At 55.8% G+C, this 17788-nt stretch carries 12 protein-coding genes and 1 pseudogene; 4 read left to right on the plus strand and 9 right to left on the minus strand.

What is annotated here, in order from left to right:
- A partial coding sequence (locus FAA86_RS22985; RefSeq protein WP_136543497.1) for a DUF2799 domain-containing protein occupies window positions 1-476 on the plus strand: 476 nt, incomplete at its 5' end.
- Window positions 477-1177: 701 nt separating this feature from the next.
- The gene (locus FAA86_RS22990) at window positions 1178-2086 is read left to right on the plus strand and encodes an ArdC family protein (RefSeq protein WP_136543499.1); all 909 of its coding nucleotides are present in this window, start codon (window positions 1178-1180) and stop codon (window positions 2084-2086) included.
- Between the two features lie 95 nt (window positions 2087-2181).
- Here FAA86_RS22990 and FAA86_RS22995 read toward each other — a convergent pair whose 3' ends face one another.
- Complete coding sequence (locus FAA86_RS22995) at window positions 2182-3117, minus strand: nucleotidyltransferase and HEPN domain-containing protein (RefSeq protein WP_136543501.1); 936 nt, start codon at window positions 3115-3117, stop codon at window positions 2182-2184.
- Here FAA86_RS22995 and FAA86_RS25140 point away from each other — a divergent pair.
- Window positions 3116-3238 (plus strand): hypothetical protein, encoded by a 123-nt coding sequence (locus FAA86_RS25140; RefSeq protein WP_281281771.1) that lies wholly within the window; start codon window positions 3116-3118, stop codon window positions 3236-3238. The genes FAA86_RS22995 and FAA86_RS25140 overlap by 2 nt on opposite strands.
- 126 nt (window positions 3239-3364) lie before the next feature.
- Here FAA86_RS25140 and FAA86_RS23000 read toward each other — a convergent pair whose 3' ends face one another.
- From FAA86_RS23000 to FAA86_RS23010, 3 genes are read right to left on the minus strand one after another with little or no spacing between them, the layout of a single operon-like run.
- Window positions 3365-5029 carry a type IV secretory system conjugative DNA transfer family protein gene (locus tag FAA86_RS23000; RefSeq protein ID WP_136543503.1) on the minus strand — a complete coding sequence of 555 codons (1665 nt, stop codon included), beginning with the start codon at window positions 5027-5029 and terminating at the stop codon, window positions 3365-3367.
- Window positions 5026-5334, minus strand: coding sequence for a mobilization protein (locus FAA86_RS23005; RefSeq protein WP_136543505.1), 309 nt, complete (start codon window positions 5332-5334; stop codon window positions 5026-5028). The genes FAA86_RS23000 and FAA86_RS23005 overlap by 4 nt, the downstream gene beginning before the upstream one ends.
- A 23-nt stretch (window positions 5335-5357) precedes the next feature.
- Window positions 5358-5543 carry a hypothetical protein gene (locus FAA86_RS23010; protein WP_136543507.1) on the minus strand — a complete coding sequence of 62 codons (186 nt, stop codon included), beginning with the start codon at window positions 5541-5543 and terminating at the stop codon, window positions 5358-5360.
- 234 nt (window positions 5544-5777) lie between these two features.
- On the opposite strand from FAA86_RS23010, the gene traA reads away from it, so the two are divergent.
- The gene (gene traA / locus FAA86_RS23015) at window positions 5778-9347 is read left to right on the plus strand and encodes a Ti-type conjugative transfer relaxase TraA (RefSeq protein WP_136543509.1); all 3570 of its coding nucleotides are present in this window, start codon (window positions 5778-5780) and stop codon (window positions 9345-9347) included.
- Between the two features lie 210 nt (window positions 9348-9557).
- Here traA and FAA86_RS23020 read toward each other — a convergent pair whose 3' ends face one another.
- The 5 genes and pseudogenes from FAA86_RS23020 to FAA86_RS24740 all read right to left on the minus strand — a co-directional run.
- Window positions 9558-10853 (minus strand): CAP domain-containing protein, encoded by a 1296-nt coding sequence (locus FAA86_RS23020; protein WP_136543511.1) that lies wholly within the window; start codon window positions 10851-10853, stop codon window positions 9558-9560.
- A 147-nt stretch (window positions 10854-11000) separates the two neighbouring features.
- On the minus strand, window positions 11001-12290 hold the full coding sequence (locus FAA86_RS23025; protein ID WP_136543513.1) for an HlyD family type I secretion periplasmic adaptor subunit: 1290 nt from the start codon (window positions 12288-12290) through the stop codon (window positions 11001-11003).
- Between the two features lie 21 nt (window positions 12291-12311).
- Window positions 12312-14033 carry a type I secretion system permease/ATPase gene (locus tag FAA86_RS23030; RefSeq protein WP_136543516.1) on the minus strand — a complete coding sequence of 574 codons (1722 nt, stop codon included), beginning with the start codon at window positions 14031-14033 and terminating at the stop codon, window positions 12312-12314.
- 489 nt (window positions 14034-14522) lie between these two features.
- On the minus strand, window positions 14523-17252 hold the full coding sequence (locus tag FAA86_RS23035; RefSeq protein ID WP_167495079.1) for a S8 family serine peptidase: 2730 nt from the start codon (window positions 17250-17252) through the stop codon (window positions 14523-14525).
- Window positions 17253-17507: 255 nt separating this feature from the next.
- A pseudogene (locus tag FAA86_RS24740) lies at window positions 17508-17788 on the minus strand (hypothetical protein); the annotation flags it as partial.

The raw sequence follows: 17788 nt of genomic DNA on the forward strand, positions 1-17788 counted from the left end.
GATTTGCTGCCCATGTGAAATCCTGTGCAAGGATCAATATCGTGCCCGACCAGTCCAGATGGTATCAAGGCTATCAGGTTGGCGTGACGCGCTATTGCACGCCTCTCAATGGGTTAAGCCGGGGAGAGGCTGGCGACAGGTATCACAATGTCTGCCCGCCGGAACTGGCGGGAGAGTTTCTGCGCGGATATGGCATCGGTCAGAAGGCCTATACCGCTCGCTCGCGGGTCAACTCGCTGAGAAACCAGATATCAACAATGCAGTCATCCATTGATAACCTGTACAATCAGATGCGTGCGAGCCAGGACGAGCAAGCAAGGCGAAACATGCGCGATGAAATCGACCGGCTTGACCGGGATATCAGACGTGCACGGCTTGATGTCAGTGACGCTGAATTTGCGCTGCATTCCGTTCAGCGGGAAGTTGATCTTTTCAGGCAAAACCCTGGTCAGGCATCTTTGGCACAAGGGTATTAATCGACCCTGTCCGACGATCTGCAGATGGCAGGGACCGGTCTTCATTCCAGAGAATGAGGATCTTGTGGGGCCAGTCGCGATCGATCTGGCTGCGGGTCAGTTCACCCCTGCGGCTCGACATGGTCATGTCTCCCGGGCCGCCGCATGAGGCCCGCTCGTGATTGTCCGTCCGCCAGTTCCCCGCTAGCGTTCCTGATCCCCTGATGCAAGCCTCAGGTCATGAGACGGACAGTCTGAATCGGACAACCCCGTGTGGCTTTGACAGAGAGCAGGAGCCTGCCATCTGGCTTTGATGCCGTTGGCATTGCGGTCCTTCGGCAAGGCGCGCCCAGGCAGGTGGTGCGCCATGGTGCAACCTTCACCCATGACATGTCCCGACCTCAAGCCGGATTGCCTCCTGTTTGACGGTCTATCGGATCAACGGCATGCTTGGGGCGTGCTCAGCCCTGCCACTCTCCCTTGCCTTGTCCTGCTGTCTTGACGGAGGACTGACAGGGGTCGCGTCAGCTGCAGCATCGACGCGCCCGTGAATTTCCCCGACATGGCCGCCCGGATCATCCGGGCGGCCATGCCTTCCTCGCGAAGCCAAATTCCCGGTCGCTCTGATGCCCTCCATTGGGATTGCGGCCCTTCGGGTGCGCCTGCCGCTGTAGCCCCTGTCCTTTCGCCTCCGTCAGCAAGACAAGGCAAAGGAGATCGCCATGAGCGAGACACGCACCGATACCTACCAACGCATCACCGACACCATCATCCGCCAGCTTGAGGCCGGGACAAGGCCATGGATGCAGCCCTGGAATGCAAGCCGACTGGGCGGCAGCTTGCCCAAGCCGCTGCGTGCCAATGGCGAAAGCTATCGCGGCATCAACATACTGCTCTTGTGGATCGCCTCTGCCACGCACGGGTTCCGGCACGACCGCTTCATGACCTATCGGCAGGCCCAGGAACTGGGCGGTCAGGTCCGCAAGGGCGAGACGGGGACAGCAATCGTCAAATACGGAACCATTACCCGCAGCACCGACACCAACCAGTCTGATGAGGCCGGGGAAACCGGAGAGAATGAGCGCCAGATCCCCTATCTGAAAACCTACGCGGTCTTCAACCTGTCGCAGATCGATGGCCTGCCGGAAGCGCTTTATGCCGAAACGGTTCCGCTACCTGCCGAACAGCGTATCGAACGGGCCGACCGCTTCGTCGCCAATACCGGTGCCCGGATCCAGCATGGTGGCAGTCGCGCCTGCTACATTCCGGCGCTCGACCTCATCCGGATGCCGCCCTTCGCCACCTTCGAAAACGCCGAGGCGTACCACTCGACGGTCCTGCATGAACTGTCGCATTGGTCTGGCTCAAGCCAGCGCCTTGACCGGTTGAAGAGCACTGACCGGCGCCATCAGGCCTATCAGTTCGAGGAACTCGTTGCCGAAATCACGGCCTGCTTCCTCTCAGCCGATCTTGGGATCACAGCCACTGTCAGGCCCGAAAGCGCCTCATACCTTGCAAGCTGGCTGGCCGTGATGAAGGAGGACAGCCGCGCCATCTTCCGGGCTGCCTCCAAAGCTCAGGCTGCTGCCGACTATCTGCATTCCCTGCAGGATCAGAAGGCGGCAGCGTAATGCAGTCGCTCCGGTGCGGTCTCCAGAGGGAGATCGCACCGGAACAGCTTGCAGGAGAGCGGGGTGACAGTGCCGTGAATTCCGGGCTGCCGGAGCTACTCCGCACCAATCCGTGCCTCAAGCTTTTGCAGATGTTCTGTGCAGACGAGTGTGACGAGGTCCAGCAGGACGGCGGTTCGCTCGGCAAGCCAGGTGAGGGCCTCTTCACTGATCTCGTAATGGGGTGAGTAGCGCGCCTTCACATAGGCTTCGTTCAAGGTGTTGAACCAGGCGCGCTCGCGATGCTGGTCGCGCGGAAAGGCATCCGCCAGACGACGATCCTGCTCTTCGGCAAGGGAGCGCAGGAACTTGATGTTGTGCGATGGCGGACCGTAATTGGTCAGGGTCAGCAGCACGCAGGCATAGGCCTGCTCGAGCGCTTGATGCAAGCTGAACGCAGCCCAGTTGCTCCAAACATCTCCCGGATTTTGCGATTTCGCTAATTGAAACAGAGACGTTTCCAAGATTGCCTGAGCCTCTGCCAACCTCTGCTGAAAGTGCGCTTCAGCAACCCTTAGCCTCTCCGCCGGCGACAAGACCCCCGGTTCAGGCAGGGGATCATCATCCAGTTCGTAGAGGACGACGCCTTGCCTGCGGATGTCGGAGAAGAAATACTGGCCTTCCTTGAGATAGGTGTTCACCTCGCGCCTCGAATGCACGATGAAGCTGACGGGTGTTTCGATCGCCGGATCGCGGATCAGCCGGTCCGCTGCCTTGTGCCAGTATTCGGCATAATCGCAGAGCTTGCGATTGTTGACGATGACGAGCAGGTCGAAATCCGAGCGATAGCCCTTCATGGTGAAGGGCTCGTCCACCCAGCTGCCCCTTGCATAGGAGCCGAACAGGATGATCTTCAGGATGCGGCCACGCTTCTTGAAGTCGGCCGAGCCTTCCTTCAGCGCATCCTCGAATTCCTCATGCAGGATCTCGACGGCTCGCAAGAGCTCGCGCTGCTTGCGGGGCGGCATATGATCGAGGGAGGACTTCATCATGGCGGGCAATGATCCGCGTGGCCGGTGGAAAGAACAGTCAAATCAGATCTATGGTATGGCGGGATGTTACACCAGCCGCAACGAGGCTCAAAACATCGCACGGCAACTCAATCTGCTTTGAAGCTGCCAGAACTCCAAGAATGGACAGTTCCGTCGCGAAAAGGGGAGGTCTTAGACTGGCGGCCTTCATCTGAAGTCGTCGTAGCGTCTCTGGCTGCTAGGGCAGCAACGGCTTTTCGTTTCTTGGTCATGGTGGATCAAAGCTCCCCTTGAACTCTGGATCGACATGATAGGAAAGTTTGGCAGCGATAATCGGTCGTTGACCTGCCAGAAACAACAACTGGCCCTGCTGCGGAAGGTTTCGCACCTCGTCTGGTGTAAGCAGTGGCCGGGCCGTGTGGTGCTGAGTGTAGGAGATACCAGATTTTTCTGAATCAAGAGCGCGAGCCATGGTCTGGAACACCACCGTTTCCTGTCCAAGCAAATCTGAGATCAGACGCGCGCTCTCGTGATCGTTGATGCCAAAGACCTGAAGGATGCCGGCGTTCGACAGGAAGGTACCGGCTCGCTGGCCATAGGTGGAGCGCAGCTGATGTATGTCCTGCAAGATGGGCCATAACTGAATGCCATAGCCAGCCATGAGGCCCATGGCGCGTTCGATGGCTGCCAGGTGACCGAGGGATGCGAACTCGTCGAGAATATACAGTACTGGGACATTCGGCTTTGCGGTATCGCGGGCCATGTCGAGAAGGCTTTGCGTGATGAGCAAGCGCAGCCAACGCGAATAGGTCGACAACCGGTCGGGCGGCAGGACGAGGAAGATTGTCTCGTTGCGACGCTTGAGTTCGGCGAAGTGAAAATCGGATCGGCGAAGGACTTCAGTCATGCGAGGGGAATCCAGAAAATGGGTATGTCGTTGTGCTGCGGACAGAACGCCGGCTGCCTCCCGATCTGACTTCCCGAGGTGACGGTTTGCAGCGCGGGCAATCAGTCCGTTTGCCTCGTCCATTTCCTGCATACACTTGAGCAGTGCGGCGAATGTTTCAGGAGCGAGTGTCAGATATTCCCGCAAAGTGCCGAGGTGACGGCGGCCAGACGATTCGCCTGTGACAATCTTGAGCAACAATCCTGATATGAGCGCTTTTGCCTCCTCATCCCAATGGGCCTCGGCGACCATCCCGGGTTCGTCGAAGACGAGTGCGTCGGCGAGCGTGCTGGCGTCTTCCGCTATATCAAGGCTCGCCGGGTCGAGGGCGTTCAGCGGATTGAAGGCGGCCGAGCTCTGGCCTGTAATGCCAAAAGGATCAAGGATATGGACCGACCCGAATCGAGTGCGCGCGCGGGCAGTAATCCTGGCGTTTTCTCCCTTGGGGTCGATACAGATCACGGAACGATCAGCGGTGAGCAGGTTCGGAATGATAGTGCCAACACCCTTGCCGGTCCGCGTCGGCGCCATGGTCAGGAGATGAGCCGCCCCGTCGTAACGCATCAGCTTCCCGGTCACTGGATCGCGACCGATGAGGAGGCCGGCGTCGGATCGGAACAACGGAGCGATTTCTGGCTGTGTCGCCAGGCGAGCTGATCCGTGAGTGTCGTCTTTGGTCTTGCCAAAGTGCAGGATCAATGGCGCCGTCAAGAGGCGAAAGGCTATGGTGGTCAGAACTGTCAGCGTGAAGAAGTCCCAGATCAAAAGCGGGATCGAGCCAGCGTTGAAGTCGAATTGCTGAAGAACGGCTCTACCACCTAGCCCCATTACGATCAGAACAATGAAGAGAATGAATGTAATCTGGAAAAGCGGCTTCCAAATCCGGACTGGCATGGTGACGAGGCTGAGAAAAGCCCAAAGGGGATCATGGATGGCGGCTGACAGCATGTTTTTAAACGCAGGCCATGAAGCAGGAGCCCGGATCATGAGGTGCCCTCCTTACTGCCGCGATCATCTGCCGTATTTGCCGATGCCGGGTCGAGCAGATCGGCGAGGAGCCTCTTGTCACTATCTCGGGTGAGGAAGCCAGGCAGTTCTCGGCGCAACCAGTCGCCGAGACGCTTGGTGAACTCGGGGTCGTTGGCGCTGTGCAGTCTGTGCAGGACAAGAGCACCAAGTAGAACTTTACGTCGCGTATCGTTGGCCCGCTCCTGTTTGCCGAGCCGAGCCTTTAGTGCCGACCGTCGTACATCTAGCTCTGCAAGCCGTTGTTCAATGGATTTGCGTGCCATTTCTGCTCTCCGACCAGATGCCACTATTGTTGAGCTGGCCTGAAACGATTGATGGTCACGTCGCGGGTATCTGGCGCTTCCATCACTACCTCTGGAATCGTATCTTGATCTGCTTCCAGCTCATCAGTTTCAGATCGCGGTGAGGTGTCCAAGAGGCTGCGATCGAGCGATGTGACCGCCTCAAAGAGATGATCGTTCTCGGTGGTCATCATGCAGCCCCTATTGATGGTAATGTTTTGCATCGATTTTACCTTGGGTTGTCATCAATTCAAGTCGAATACTCGTCTTTCTGAGAATTTGATTAACCATGATGGAACTCCAACAGGTCCTCTAGTGGTTTACCGGCGCGTTAAATCGCGTCGCGATTGAGGTTCAAGGGCGCACTTACGACTTGCTGCGCAAGTCAATGCCTGTTACCCTTTATGGGAACTGGAGAGCGTCCTTTGGCAATCTATCATTTGAGCGTAAAACCGATCTCCCGCTCGTCCGGACGAAGCGCAGTTGCGGCGGCAGCCTATCGATGTGCCGTTCGGCTGAGAAATGAGCGCGACGGGCTTGTCCATGACTTCACTCGAAAGCAAGGCGTCGAGCATGCAGAGATCGTGTTGCCGGACGACATCTCAGCCACTTGGGCGCTGGATCGTTCAGCCCTGTGGAATGCTGCAGAGTTTGCTGAAAGTCGCAAGGATGGCCGTGTCGCCCGCGAATTCGAAGTTGCGCTTCCTCATGAATTATCAGTTGAAGGCCGACTGGCATCGATGCGAAACTTCGCCCAGGATCTGGCTAACCGTTATGGTGCCGCGGTCGATTTTGCGATCCATGCGCCGCATGAACAGGGTGACATCCGGAACTACCATGCGCATGTGATGATGACGACGCGACAGGTTGGCGAAGCTGGCCTGGGGGTCAAGACATATCTTGAGCACAAGAATGCGCGGCTGCTGTCGAATGGCATGGCCACAACTGACATGCAGATTCGCGATATCAGGCAGTCATGGGAAAGCATTGCCAATAGTCAGCTTCAGCGAGAAGGCCTGGATATCCGCATTGATCATCGTAGCCACGTGGAGCGGGGCCTCGAATTGTTGCCAACAGGGCATATGGGCGTTCATGCAACGCAAATGCAACGCAAGGGCATGGATGTCGAGCGAGTGCGGCTGGACGAAGAATCGGCGCGGCGCAACACGGCACTGATCCGGGAAAGGCCTGAGCAGGTCCTGACTCTGATTACTAATGAAAAGAGTGTGTTTGATCGGCATGACATCGCGAAGACTCTGCATCGCTATATCAACGACGATGTTCAGACCTATCGTCAGGCTTTAGAGGCCGTGATGGCTTCACCAGTTTTGGTGGCGCTTAATGCCGAGCTCGTCGATCGTGAGACGGGCGATGTTTCAAGAGCGTGTTATTCAACCCGTGAAATGGTCAAGCTCGAATTCGAGATGGCCCGGATGGCAGATCGATTGCACCGAGCGCGGCGCCATGGTGTTGATCGTGGCCATGTAGAAAGGGCGGTGGCCCGCCAGGATGCGGCAATCCGGAGGGCTTCGGGTCATTCGTCATCCGGCCTCTCGGATGAGCAGCGTTTGGCGATCGAGCATGTCACCGGGCCGGAGCGTATTGCCGCCGTGGTTGGATTTGCGGGTGCTGGCAAATCCACCATGCTGGCGGCTGCGCGGGAGGCGTGGGAAGCGCAGGGTTATTGCGTGTATGGTGCAGCACTTTCCGGGAAGGCTGCCGAGGGATTGGAGGAAAGTTCTGGCATCAAAAGCCGTACATTGGCGTCCTGGTCGCGTAGCTGGGATCATGACAAGCACCAGATCGGCCGCGGCGATGTGTTTGTCATCGACGAGGCGGGTATGGTTGGTAGCCGGCAGCTCGCTCGGTTCATCAGCGAGGCCGGGCAGCGTGGAGCTAAGATCGTTCTGGTTGGCGACCATGAGCAACTACAGGCAATCGGTGCCGGCGCACCCTTCAGGGTCATTGCCGAACGCATAGGCCATGCCGAGCTGACAGATATTCGTCGCCAGCGGCTGGATTGGCAACGAGAGGCATCGCTTGCCTTTGCGACCCACAGGACAGCCGATGGACTGGCTGCCTACAGGGATCATGGCCATATTCATTTTGCCGTCAGCAGAGATGAGGTGCGGTCCCGGATCGTGCGCGACTATCTTGCCGATCGTGCGCGGCGTCCCGACGGCAGCCGAGTGGCCATGGCACATCGCCGCCTCGATGTGCGGGCGATCAATGAGGGCATTCGTTGTGTGCTGCAAGAGCGTGGCGAGCTGGCGAAAGGCAAGAAGGGCGGTGAACTCAGTTTCCAGACCAATGACGGTCTGCGTGAGTTTGCCCCCGGTGACCGGATCGTATTTCTTGAAAACAGTCGGGATCTTGGTGTAAAAAACGGCATGCTGGGCACCGTCGAGCATGTCGAAGCGGACAGAATCATCGCGCAGATCGACGGTCCAGGCGGGGATAGCGTCAGCATTCCCACCGGCAGCTATCGGTCGATCGACCATGGCTATGCGACGACGATCCATAAATGTCAGGGTGCGACGGTCGATTACGCCTTTGTCCTGGCATCCGGCACCATGGACCGGCATCTGACTTATGTTGCCATGACGCGCCATCGCGATGGTGTAGAGCTCTATGCCGACAGTCAGGAATTTACCAATGCCGGACGGCTGGTCGACCATGGGGTGGCGCCTTACGAGCATGATCCAAAAGCACGCGAGAGCTATTTTGTCAGCTTGGAAAACAACATTGGGGAGCAGCGCACGGTTTGGGGCGTTGACCTGAAGCGCGCAATGGATGTTGCGACTCCTACGATTGGAGACAGGATCGGACTGCAGCATGAGGGGGCCAATCCCGTCACGCTTCCAGACGGCACCCAGACCGAGCGCAATTCCTGGCGTGTCGTCCATGGTGGCGAGCTGGCCTACCGGCAGCTTGAAGCGCGTCTGTCACGCTCCGGTGCGAAGGAAACCACGCTGGATTATGTCAGGGATTTTGCCGAGCGGCGGGGGATCGCGGAGCGCTTCGGCGTCAACAGTGAGATCGTGATTGGCCGTAAGCAGAGCAGTCTTGATCATGACAAGGGGATTGGTCACGAAAAGAAGGCCCAGCCAAAGGTGGGTCAGGACCGGCTTGTTGCTGAGCAGAACTTTGATGAGGAACGCACTCCCATTGACGCCCGTCCTGCTGACACCGGGGATCTGACATGGGATCTTGGAAACGATCCACAGCAGCATTTCGCGAAGCCAGCCCCCCTTGTTCCTGCACTCCTGCATCATGATCGCAGCATCGAGGATGTCGCCCGCGAGAAGGCCATGTCTGGCTTTGAGCAGCGATTTGAAGCGGTGAAATCTTTTGCACGGCATGTATTTCGCAATCCGGACACGGTTACGGACCGGCTAAAGGCTGCCGTGATCGAGAAGGAAGGCATTGGCAGGGTGATAGCGAAGACCATGGCCGAGGAACCCGAGCGGTTTGGCGAACTTTGCGGCAGGACTGGACTGCTTGGTGACAACAAGGAGCGGAGAGTCGCCCTGCATTTCGCAAAAGTGGTTGCGATGCATATCGCGAGTTCTTCTGAGGGGTGGGAATGGCGTTTGGGTGAGGAGCGGACATCCGAACAGTGGCAGCGCGCAAAACGTGACGTAGTCGAGGTTCCTGGTCTTTCGCCGCGTAGCGTCGAAATCCTCGCTCAAGTCGAAAAGGTGCCTGCCGAGAAACGAGGCCAGTTTATCGATGAGTTGAGATCGTCTGCAGATGGTCAGGCCGCGCTCCAGGAAGCCAAACTGGTCGCCAATGCGCTTGCGCGGCGGTTCGGGCATTCAGATCCGCGTCACTTCGCCAAGGAACTGGAGCAGCATGCGCAACTTTCCAAGCATGCGGAGCAGATCAAGACCATTGCCCGGATGGTGGAGCGCACCCGCATGGCCGAGCTGACCCATGACCATAGTCTGAAACAGCAGCTCAACCGGCCGCAAGGGCTCGGATTGAGCAGATAGGAAGTGTCACGCATACGATCTTTGCATACCCCAGCTGATTCGCCGCAGATGCCGGCGCTCAGATCAGTGGGTCCGTTCGTGGCAGACACCATGACTGGGCGGGCCGAAAGTGGCAGGTGTCTTTGCGGCCATGGCGTGACACCTCTTGTCAATTAGAGGGATGCAACGCAGCTTGGGCTACATCAAGCGCAAGAGGGTAGCAGCAAGCTGTCACGCTATGTCGACATAGTAGCCTATGCCTTCATACCGGTATTGGGGGAGTGTCACCAAAACCGCCTGCTGTTCCTGATCGCTCGCTGTATAAAAATGCGTGCCATTATCGGTATTATAAAATCGATGAAGCGCTTGGCGTCCTGCGCCGCCTTCAGCATAAGCAAAGTAACTCAAGCCCTCGTCGCGAAATTGCGGCAGGTTCGCCTGAACGGACAGGCGCTCCTGCGCGCTGGCAGTGTAAAAATGGACGCCTGTCTGCTGATTGAAGAAGCGATAGACAGCCAGTCCAGCAACTTCGGTCGCATTGGAATCAAAAGCATTGCCTTCGTAGACAAAGAGATCACTATTGGCGATCAGGCCGTCGCGCTCCGCATCATTGGCTGTGTAGAAGTGAGCGCCGGTCTTGGTGTTGTAAAAGCGCGATACATCGTAAAGGCTGTCCTGGCTGCCGTTGGATGCCGACGACTTGAGGTTGGCAAGAACGGCGTCCAGCTTGACGTTGTCGCTGCCCACAGATGCCGTGGTCGACCAGACCTTGCTGCCCTGCTTGAAGGTGACCTGGTAGGAACCTGATGGCAGTGCCAGATTGTAACCGCCTGCATCCCAGGTTGTTGTCGTGAATGTTCCGGCCGACCCCGTCGCGGAAATCACTATGTTTGCGACGCCTTCACCGATATCGTAGAATTTGTCGCCATCCAGATCATTGATGACAACGCCCGTCAGTTGTGGCTTGTCATCAAAGCGTGTCCCGAAGTTCTGCGTCATAACATGCGGGCCAACCGAGGTTCTCACGTCGGAATCGACAAGATAACCAATGCCGATCTCGGTAAACCGGGAATTCATGATGTTGACGCGGTGCCCGGCGCCGATCTGAATGCCGGTTGGCGACACACCCCAGTCAATGAAGAAGCCAGCATGTCCGTGAAACGGATCCTGCGCATATGCATAGACATTCTCGCCCAGCGATCGGAAGTCATAGCCAGCTGCGAGGACACGTTGACCCAGTGGAGCCTCACCCGGCAATTGATGGCTTTGAGTGTCCTGATTGATCATGGCCTGCGAATGGGCTGTTGCGGCATTTGCAAGTTTGTCGTTCCACGCCAATGGTGCTGCCGGCAGCAAGGCATCGAATTGCTGCTTCAAGACAGATAGATCGACCTTGAAGAAATTGATCGCGCTTTGCACATTTTGCGGGGCATTTGTTACCAGGCGCGTATACTCGCCCATGGGATCCAAACGAGCTCTGTTCGTCAGTTCAAGCAGGTACTGACTGAAGGCCGAGGGTGTGGTCATGGGCTCAATCCTGTGTTGGCAAAGCCATTTGTATCAATTCCGACGTAAACAGGAGACCTGGACCCGATGACATTCGGCGGCCTTGGGTCCATGCTGTCACAGATGAACGAACACCATGATTGCCATCATCAGATGGAACTGTCTGGCCTATTCTTCATTCATGCTTTTCCAGATGGCATCCGTCAATGGAGAGATCAGGTAATCAGCAACGGTACGCTCGCCGGCTGAAATCAATACATCTGCCGGCATCCCGGCTGTGAGGCGACCTTCGAGGTCGTCAGGAATCATCTCTTTGCTGACATTGATGCGAGCCAGATAATAGGGCGGGCTTCGACCATCGGGTGGTGTGATGCTGCCTTTGGAGACGGTGGTGACATCGCCCGTGATAATCGGCATGAAGCGATTTGGAAATGCACTAAACTTGACTTCTGCAGTCATGCCTTCACGAACGCTGTCGATATCAATGGTCGACACATGTGCGTTGATTACCATCTGATCGGTATCAGGAACGATTTCCAGCATCACCTGACCAGGCCGGATCACCGGACCATTCAGCTGCAGGTTCTGGGCCACACCATCAACCGGGGCACGGATCTTGGTGCGTTCAAGAACGTCTTCGGCTACCTTACGCTGCTCGATCAGTTCCTGAATCTGTCCGCTGACCTCCTTGTATTCGGAGGAGGCGCGCTCCCTGAACTGCTGTTGTGTCTGCAGGATCTGAAATTCGGTTTCGCCAATCGATTTATCGACCTTGGCCTGTTCGGTGTCCATACGGGCGACATTGGCCTTCACTTCGACATATTCGTCTTCGTAGGTCGTCAACAAATTTGTCTGGATAGCGCCGCTTACAATGCCCCTTTTCAGCCGATCGAGGCGTTCTGAAAGAAGCTTTGCTCGAGTCTCAAACGCAGTTTTCTGCTCTCCCAGCCCTTGTTTTTCCCGCATCAACTGTTCGATGCGGTTGGTCAGAATATCAATCTGGGACTTCAGTATAGAAGTCCGGTCAGCAAAGATTTGGCGTTGATCTGCAATGGCCGCGATGACTTCTGGTGTTTCGTCGTTCAAAAGCAGTTGGGAAAATTCGAGATCATCCTTTAGGTTCCGCTCAGCCTGAAGCCGTGCTTCCATCGCCTGCGCGATATGAAGGCGGATGGTAACAACCTGCAGGTTGGCGCGCGCTTGAATATCATTCAGTTCAATCAAGACGTCACCCGCCTTCAGCGATTGTCCTTCACGCACAGAGATTCTTTCGACAATCCCGCCTTCGAGATGCTGGATCTCTTTCCGGTTTGTGGCAACATCCACAGTGCCAGGTGCGATGACGGCCTTGTCTAGTTTAGCTGTCGCAGCCCAGACGCCAACAACACCAAATGTCAGGGCAATGACCGCATAACCGGCTATCATAAACGGCTTGGGGTCCGCATTGAGTGGCTTCATTGGAACGAATTCCCTGTTTTCTTAAGCGCGCTGCTGTGCAGGAACTGCACCTTGCTGAAGCGAAATGGTCGGCACTGGTGTGTTGGCCGGCTTGAACAGTTCCTGCGGTGTCGTGAACGCCTGCATGGCCCCATCACGAAGGACCAATGCGCGATCGCTGATTGCCAGCAGATTCGTCTTGTGTGTGACCAGGACAACTGTGATCGCTTCACTCTTCATCGTTTTAATGGCTTCGATCAGGGCGTTCTCGCCATCGCTGTCGAGATTGGAATTGGGTTCATCAAGAAGAATGATACGGGGCATGCCAAACATTGCGCGGGCCAAGCCAATGCGCTGGCGTTGCCCACCTGACAGTTGTTGTCCATTGTCACCGACTTGCGTTTCATAGCCGTCAGGCAGACGCAAGATCATATCATGTACCCCGGCCATCTGCGCTGCCTTGACAACAGCTTCCGATTCGCCGCCGGTAAAGCGCGAGATGTTTTCTGCAATCGTGCCTGCAAACAAACGCACTTCCTGCGGCAGATAGCCGAGATGCTGGCCCAGCTGCTCTGCATCCCAATGCGCAATATCGGCACCATCAATGCGAACGGTGCCCGACACGGCCGGCCAGACGCCGACCATGTGTCTGATCAGGCTGGATTTTCCAGATCCCGATGGTCCAATGACTGCCAGAGTTTCACCGGGGTTCACCTGAAAGCTGATATTCTTCAGGAAGGGTGTTTTTGAACCCGGGATGACGGATGTCAGGTTCTCGACGGCGATCAAACCCTTCGGCGTCGGAAGCTCGGTCCGCTGATCGTCACCTGCGATCTTGTCGAAAAGGTTCTTCAACCGCTCATGAGCCTGACGGGCGGATACAAATTGCTTCCACTGGGCAACACCCTGTTCCACTGGCTGAAGGGCGCGTCCCATCATGATCGACGCCGCAATCATGATACCGGGCGAAATTTCCTGATGGAGGGCAAGATAAGCGCCTAGTCCAAGTATCGCCGATTGAATGGTCATCCGGAAGAATTTCTGGAAGGTCATAATGGCGCCAGACTTGTCGCTTGCACCAGCCTGGGCGTCCAACATGCTTGTGTGGCGTGACTTCCACCGATCACCCAGCGCCTTTTCCATACCCATGGATCGGATAACTTCGGCATTTTGCAGGACGGCAGACGCGAACTGGTTGGCGCCTTGGGCTGCCGTGTTCGCGTCTCTCAGCTGCTTCTTGGTTGCGTATTCGTTGATCAGCGCCAGCGCAAAGATGATGATACCACCTGCCAGCGCGAGGTAACCCAGCCATGGGTGGAACAGGAAGCAGATAGCGATGAAGACAGGCGTCCATGGCGCATCAAAAAACGTCAGGATCCCCGTGCCGGTCATGAACTCGCGAACCTTGTCGCCGTCCGAGAGAATATACTCCGCACCGGCCGCCGGATTGCTCAACCGCAGTTTGACAGCCCGACTGAAAATGGCAGCCGAGAGTACTTCATCAAACTGTAAGCCGGCACGAACCAGCATGCGCGATCTGATGAATTCCATGAGACCGTAGATGACAAGCAGGAACAGTGTGATCAGCGAGATCATCAACAAGGTGGTTTCGTTCCGGCTGCCAAGCACGCGATCGTAGATCTGCAACATGTATAGCGGCGATACAAAAAGCAGCATGTTGATCGCAAAACTGAAGACAAAGGTTGTGAAAACAACGGCACGGAATTTGCTGTAGGCAGCTTGAAGCGGTGTCTTCGAAACCATTATTTCGTCCCATAGTTGACGACCGCAAGTGGAGAACTCCATATCAGCGACCGTCGCAATCTCAGCATTTGATCAGTGACTTCTATAGGAATGGCACCCTCTTTGCAATGAACGTACCCTTTCTTCCTAACTGGAATTCAGGTGGGTAGAGTGTTCTTTTCAGGGGCATATTCCTGTTTGACGGCAGAAGTGCCAAGGCATGATTGCAGCAGCAGCCAGCGCAGAAGAACGCATAAACATCTAGATCAATTCTTGGCTGTTTTGGCATGGATTTATGGGAAGCGGACAGCCCATTCATGCTTGCTGTTTAAATCCACAACCTTGCCGCAAGTAGAAGCTTACCAAAGCACTGATGTTTCAGTGCCTGGCAGCAGATTGGCATATTGCTCCCATTTCCCTTTGAAAAACAGAGCCCTGCCAACTGGTATCTCCCGGCAGAGCCTTGTGTTCTGGGCTCTGAATTCGATTAGTTTGTGTGCCTCCTTGGCATCAGGCGATCATTGTATCGCTGACGCCAAGGAAATCTGATGCGATCAGAACTTTCTGTCCGACCAGAAGAATCTCGAGATCGGCAATCTGATCTCCGTCGACATCAGCGCGAACAAGAGTGTCTGCGTCGGCAAAAACATAGGAGACACTGTGAGGGACAATGTCTCCTCTGTGGCCGACAAAAACAAAGCTCTGATTGTCTGACTGTTGCAGGTTTGCATCAATCAGTCGGAGGTCGATCCGATCCAATCCGATCGTAAAGTCGGTGAGGACATCACGATTAGTCGGAGCACTGTCATTGACAGTGGCATACATGAACAGATCAGCTCCGCTGCCACCGGTGATGGTGTCTGCACCACCATTGCCGCGCAGCACATTAGCCATCTCATTTCCGATCATCCGATCATTGGCACCGCCGCCAAACGCATTCTCGACACCGACGCCAGCGGCAATAACAAAGCTTCCGTTGGCAACCGTCGACGTCGCTCCCACATTGAGATCAAGCGTGACGGAAGAACTGACCGCAGCAGCGTTGAAGAGGTCGATTCCGGAGGCATCGCTCACGGTGACGTGTCCCGAGAAGGCGTCCGTCAAAACATAGTGGGAGTCGGGAGTGAGCTCGCTTCCCCAGGCCCTGACCGTCAATGCTTCAAAGCGAGCAACTTCGCCGCTGATCTTATCGATCAGCTTCAGGGTCCAAATGCCAGCACTTTGTTCTCCGAGAAAGGCCGTCGCACCGATCTGAAAGGTGCCAGGCCATGGTGTATCGGATGATGCTTCGTCACTGCGTGCCAGTGGTTGGTCGAACAGGGTGATGGTCGTTCCCTGAGGAGATGTGATTTCTGCTCTGAGCTGGCTTGGCACAGCACTGTCAAGCTTGAGATCGAATTCCATTCTTTCGATCAGCACATTCTTCTCGACAATTGCCGTCACGAGCGTTCCCGTCAACAGTCCGTCTGGAACATCCTGCGCCAGTGTCGTGCTGGCACCTTCAGCGCTCACCCAGTTTGTGACTGTGCGTGCCGGTTCCGTCCAGGACGCAGCCAGTCTAACGGCGGCAGACACATCGACGAGGCCAAAGCCAATTTCTCTGGAGAACATGAGCCCACCGAAGTTGACCAAGTTTCCCTTCAATTCCAGATGGTTGGCGGGGTTAATGACGCGCGCGGTCATTGCCAGAATATTCGAGATATCACGGAAACCCAATAGCGGGTTGGCCTGCAGCATCAAGGCGACAGTGGCACCAACCATTGGGCCGGAATAAGATGTGCCCGTATTCTGGAAGGAATAGTCACCTTCAGCGATGGCTGCGTCCTTGTTGTAGCCCAGGGTGCCTGAGATATCCGCGCTTGCGATCCCGAAACCGGCGTCGACGGATTGGTCGCGTTGGCCGATATTCTCTCCCCCAAATGCAGAGACGAGGACTGAGGCGCCAGGCGTTGAATAGACGACGGTACCACCCTCACCATCGGAGAGCCGGGCTGGGTGACCAAGTTCGTTCACAGCGCCAACAGTGATGATGTATTTGCTGTTCGTCATCCCGGTCATTGACGCGTCGGCACCCACGAACGCCTTGTTGCCTGACGACACTTCAATCACGGTACCCAGGCCGTTGCGACCTTCGCGCGCCGAAGCCTCTATCGCGCTCAAGAACAGATAGTCATTGCTCGTTTTGTCGGTTGACGCATCGACGTAAAAATTCTCGGAGAACGCAGGATCAAATCCGTAGGAATTGACAGAAACATCGGCCTTCGCTGTCTTTGCGACATATTCGAAGAGCCTTGGCCAGTTAACCTTGTCGCTCACAAGGGTTGAAACAAGTTGAACCTCGGGGGCCATCCCGACCATCCCAAGGCCGTTGGCTGCCATGCCAATGATCGAGCCGACGACAGTGCCGTGTTCATTACCATCTGGGGCCGGCGCATATTCTCCACCCTGGTCGGCCGTTGTCGTCGTCGCGTAAGCCGATGGTCCCGTGTTTCCATTAGCTGAATTATAGGTTAGGTCCAGAAGGAGATTGCCCACCAGATCAGCATGGGCAAGATCCATTCCGTCATCATTAACGGACACGACGATGCCCTTGCCCGTATAGCCATTGGCCCAGGCATCCGCAATGTTCATATCCAGAAAGGTTGCGGGCTTAAGATCGCTTGCGCCATAGCGTTGTCCGGTATTGTTCAAATACCATTGCGATGAGAAAAGGGGATCGGAAATCGCGTTTACCAGAAGCGGAGACAACGCCATCTGTTCAAAAGGTGTCCCCAAAGCAGTTGGCAGTCCGCTATGGCCGACGTCCGGCTCGGTGTTGACGACAGGTGCGCCTGATCGGCTCTCGAACTGACCATGCAGGACAAAATGGGCATAGGCAGCGGTCGCAGTTGTAATCCCTGCGGCCGGCAGGTCCGGATTGGCTCCAAGATACAGCGATACATTGAAGCTGGCAAAACTTGGGAAATCAGAACTCGGTGACCTGCCTTCGTGCACACCATGTTGCAGATAGTGCTGGAATGGGTTCACCCCCGCTTGGGCGACATCTGGATTGGCTGCAAGATATTCACTTGTCTTGAACACGGCATTGGGGTTGCTGCCCTCAAATCTGCCAAACATGTTGTAGTGGAGTTCGGCAAATTGCACCCATGTGAGCCCGAGGGAATTTCCGTTTCCAGCAAATGCGCTCCAGACATCAGGTCGCAGTGAACGATAATAATTGGCGTCAAACGATAAGGACATCAGGCTCTCCATCCAGCTCAAGACAGCAAGCCCACCCCTTGAATCTCGCATCCATCAGTCTGATGTGTATCGAAGACATGAAGGCTTAAGATGCTGGCTCCAGCGCATTTCTTGCGTTTGGAATCACTTGCTTCAGCTTCCGCATGTCCCACAAAGAGCCGTTTTGAGGCAAAGCCCCATTGGCACCAAAACCGTCCAATTCTGGGAGGATCGCGTATGAAAACTCTGGATTTTGCCCGAATGGATCGCGTCCAGTCAGGTCTTGATGTATTTCGGACGCAGTGTCAGGAACGGCTTCTCGATGAAGTGATGTAGCAAAGCACCCATGGCAGCAGACAAAGGGATCACAATCAACACTGTGGTCAACAGAGCATTCAGATGGGGACTGTCTGCCAAAGATACGAAAAATCCGTTTGTCATCACGGTCATGATGATGGCGATATGGACCAAGTAGACCGGATAGCTGATCAGCCCAAATTGTTGCAGCAGTCTTCTGAAGGGAAATCTGCAGAACCGACCGGCTGAAATATAGGTCC

Source organism: Rhizobium rosettiformans W3, from assembly GCF_004912135.1.
GTDB lineage: Bacteria > Pseudomonadota > Alphaproteobacteria > Rhizobiales > Rhizobiaceae > Allorhizobium > Allorhizobium rosettiformans.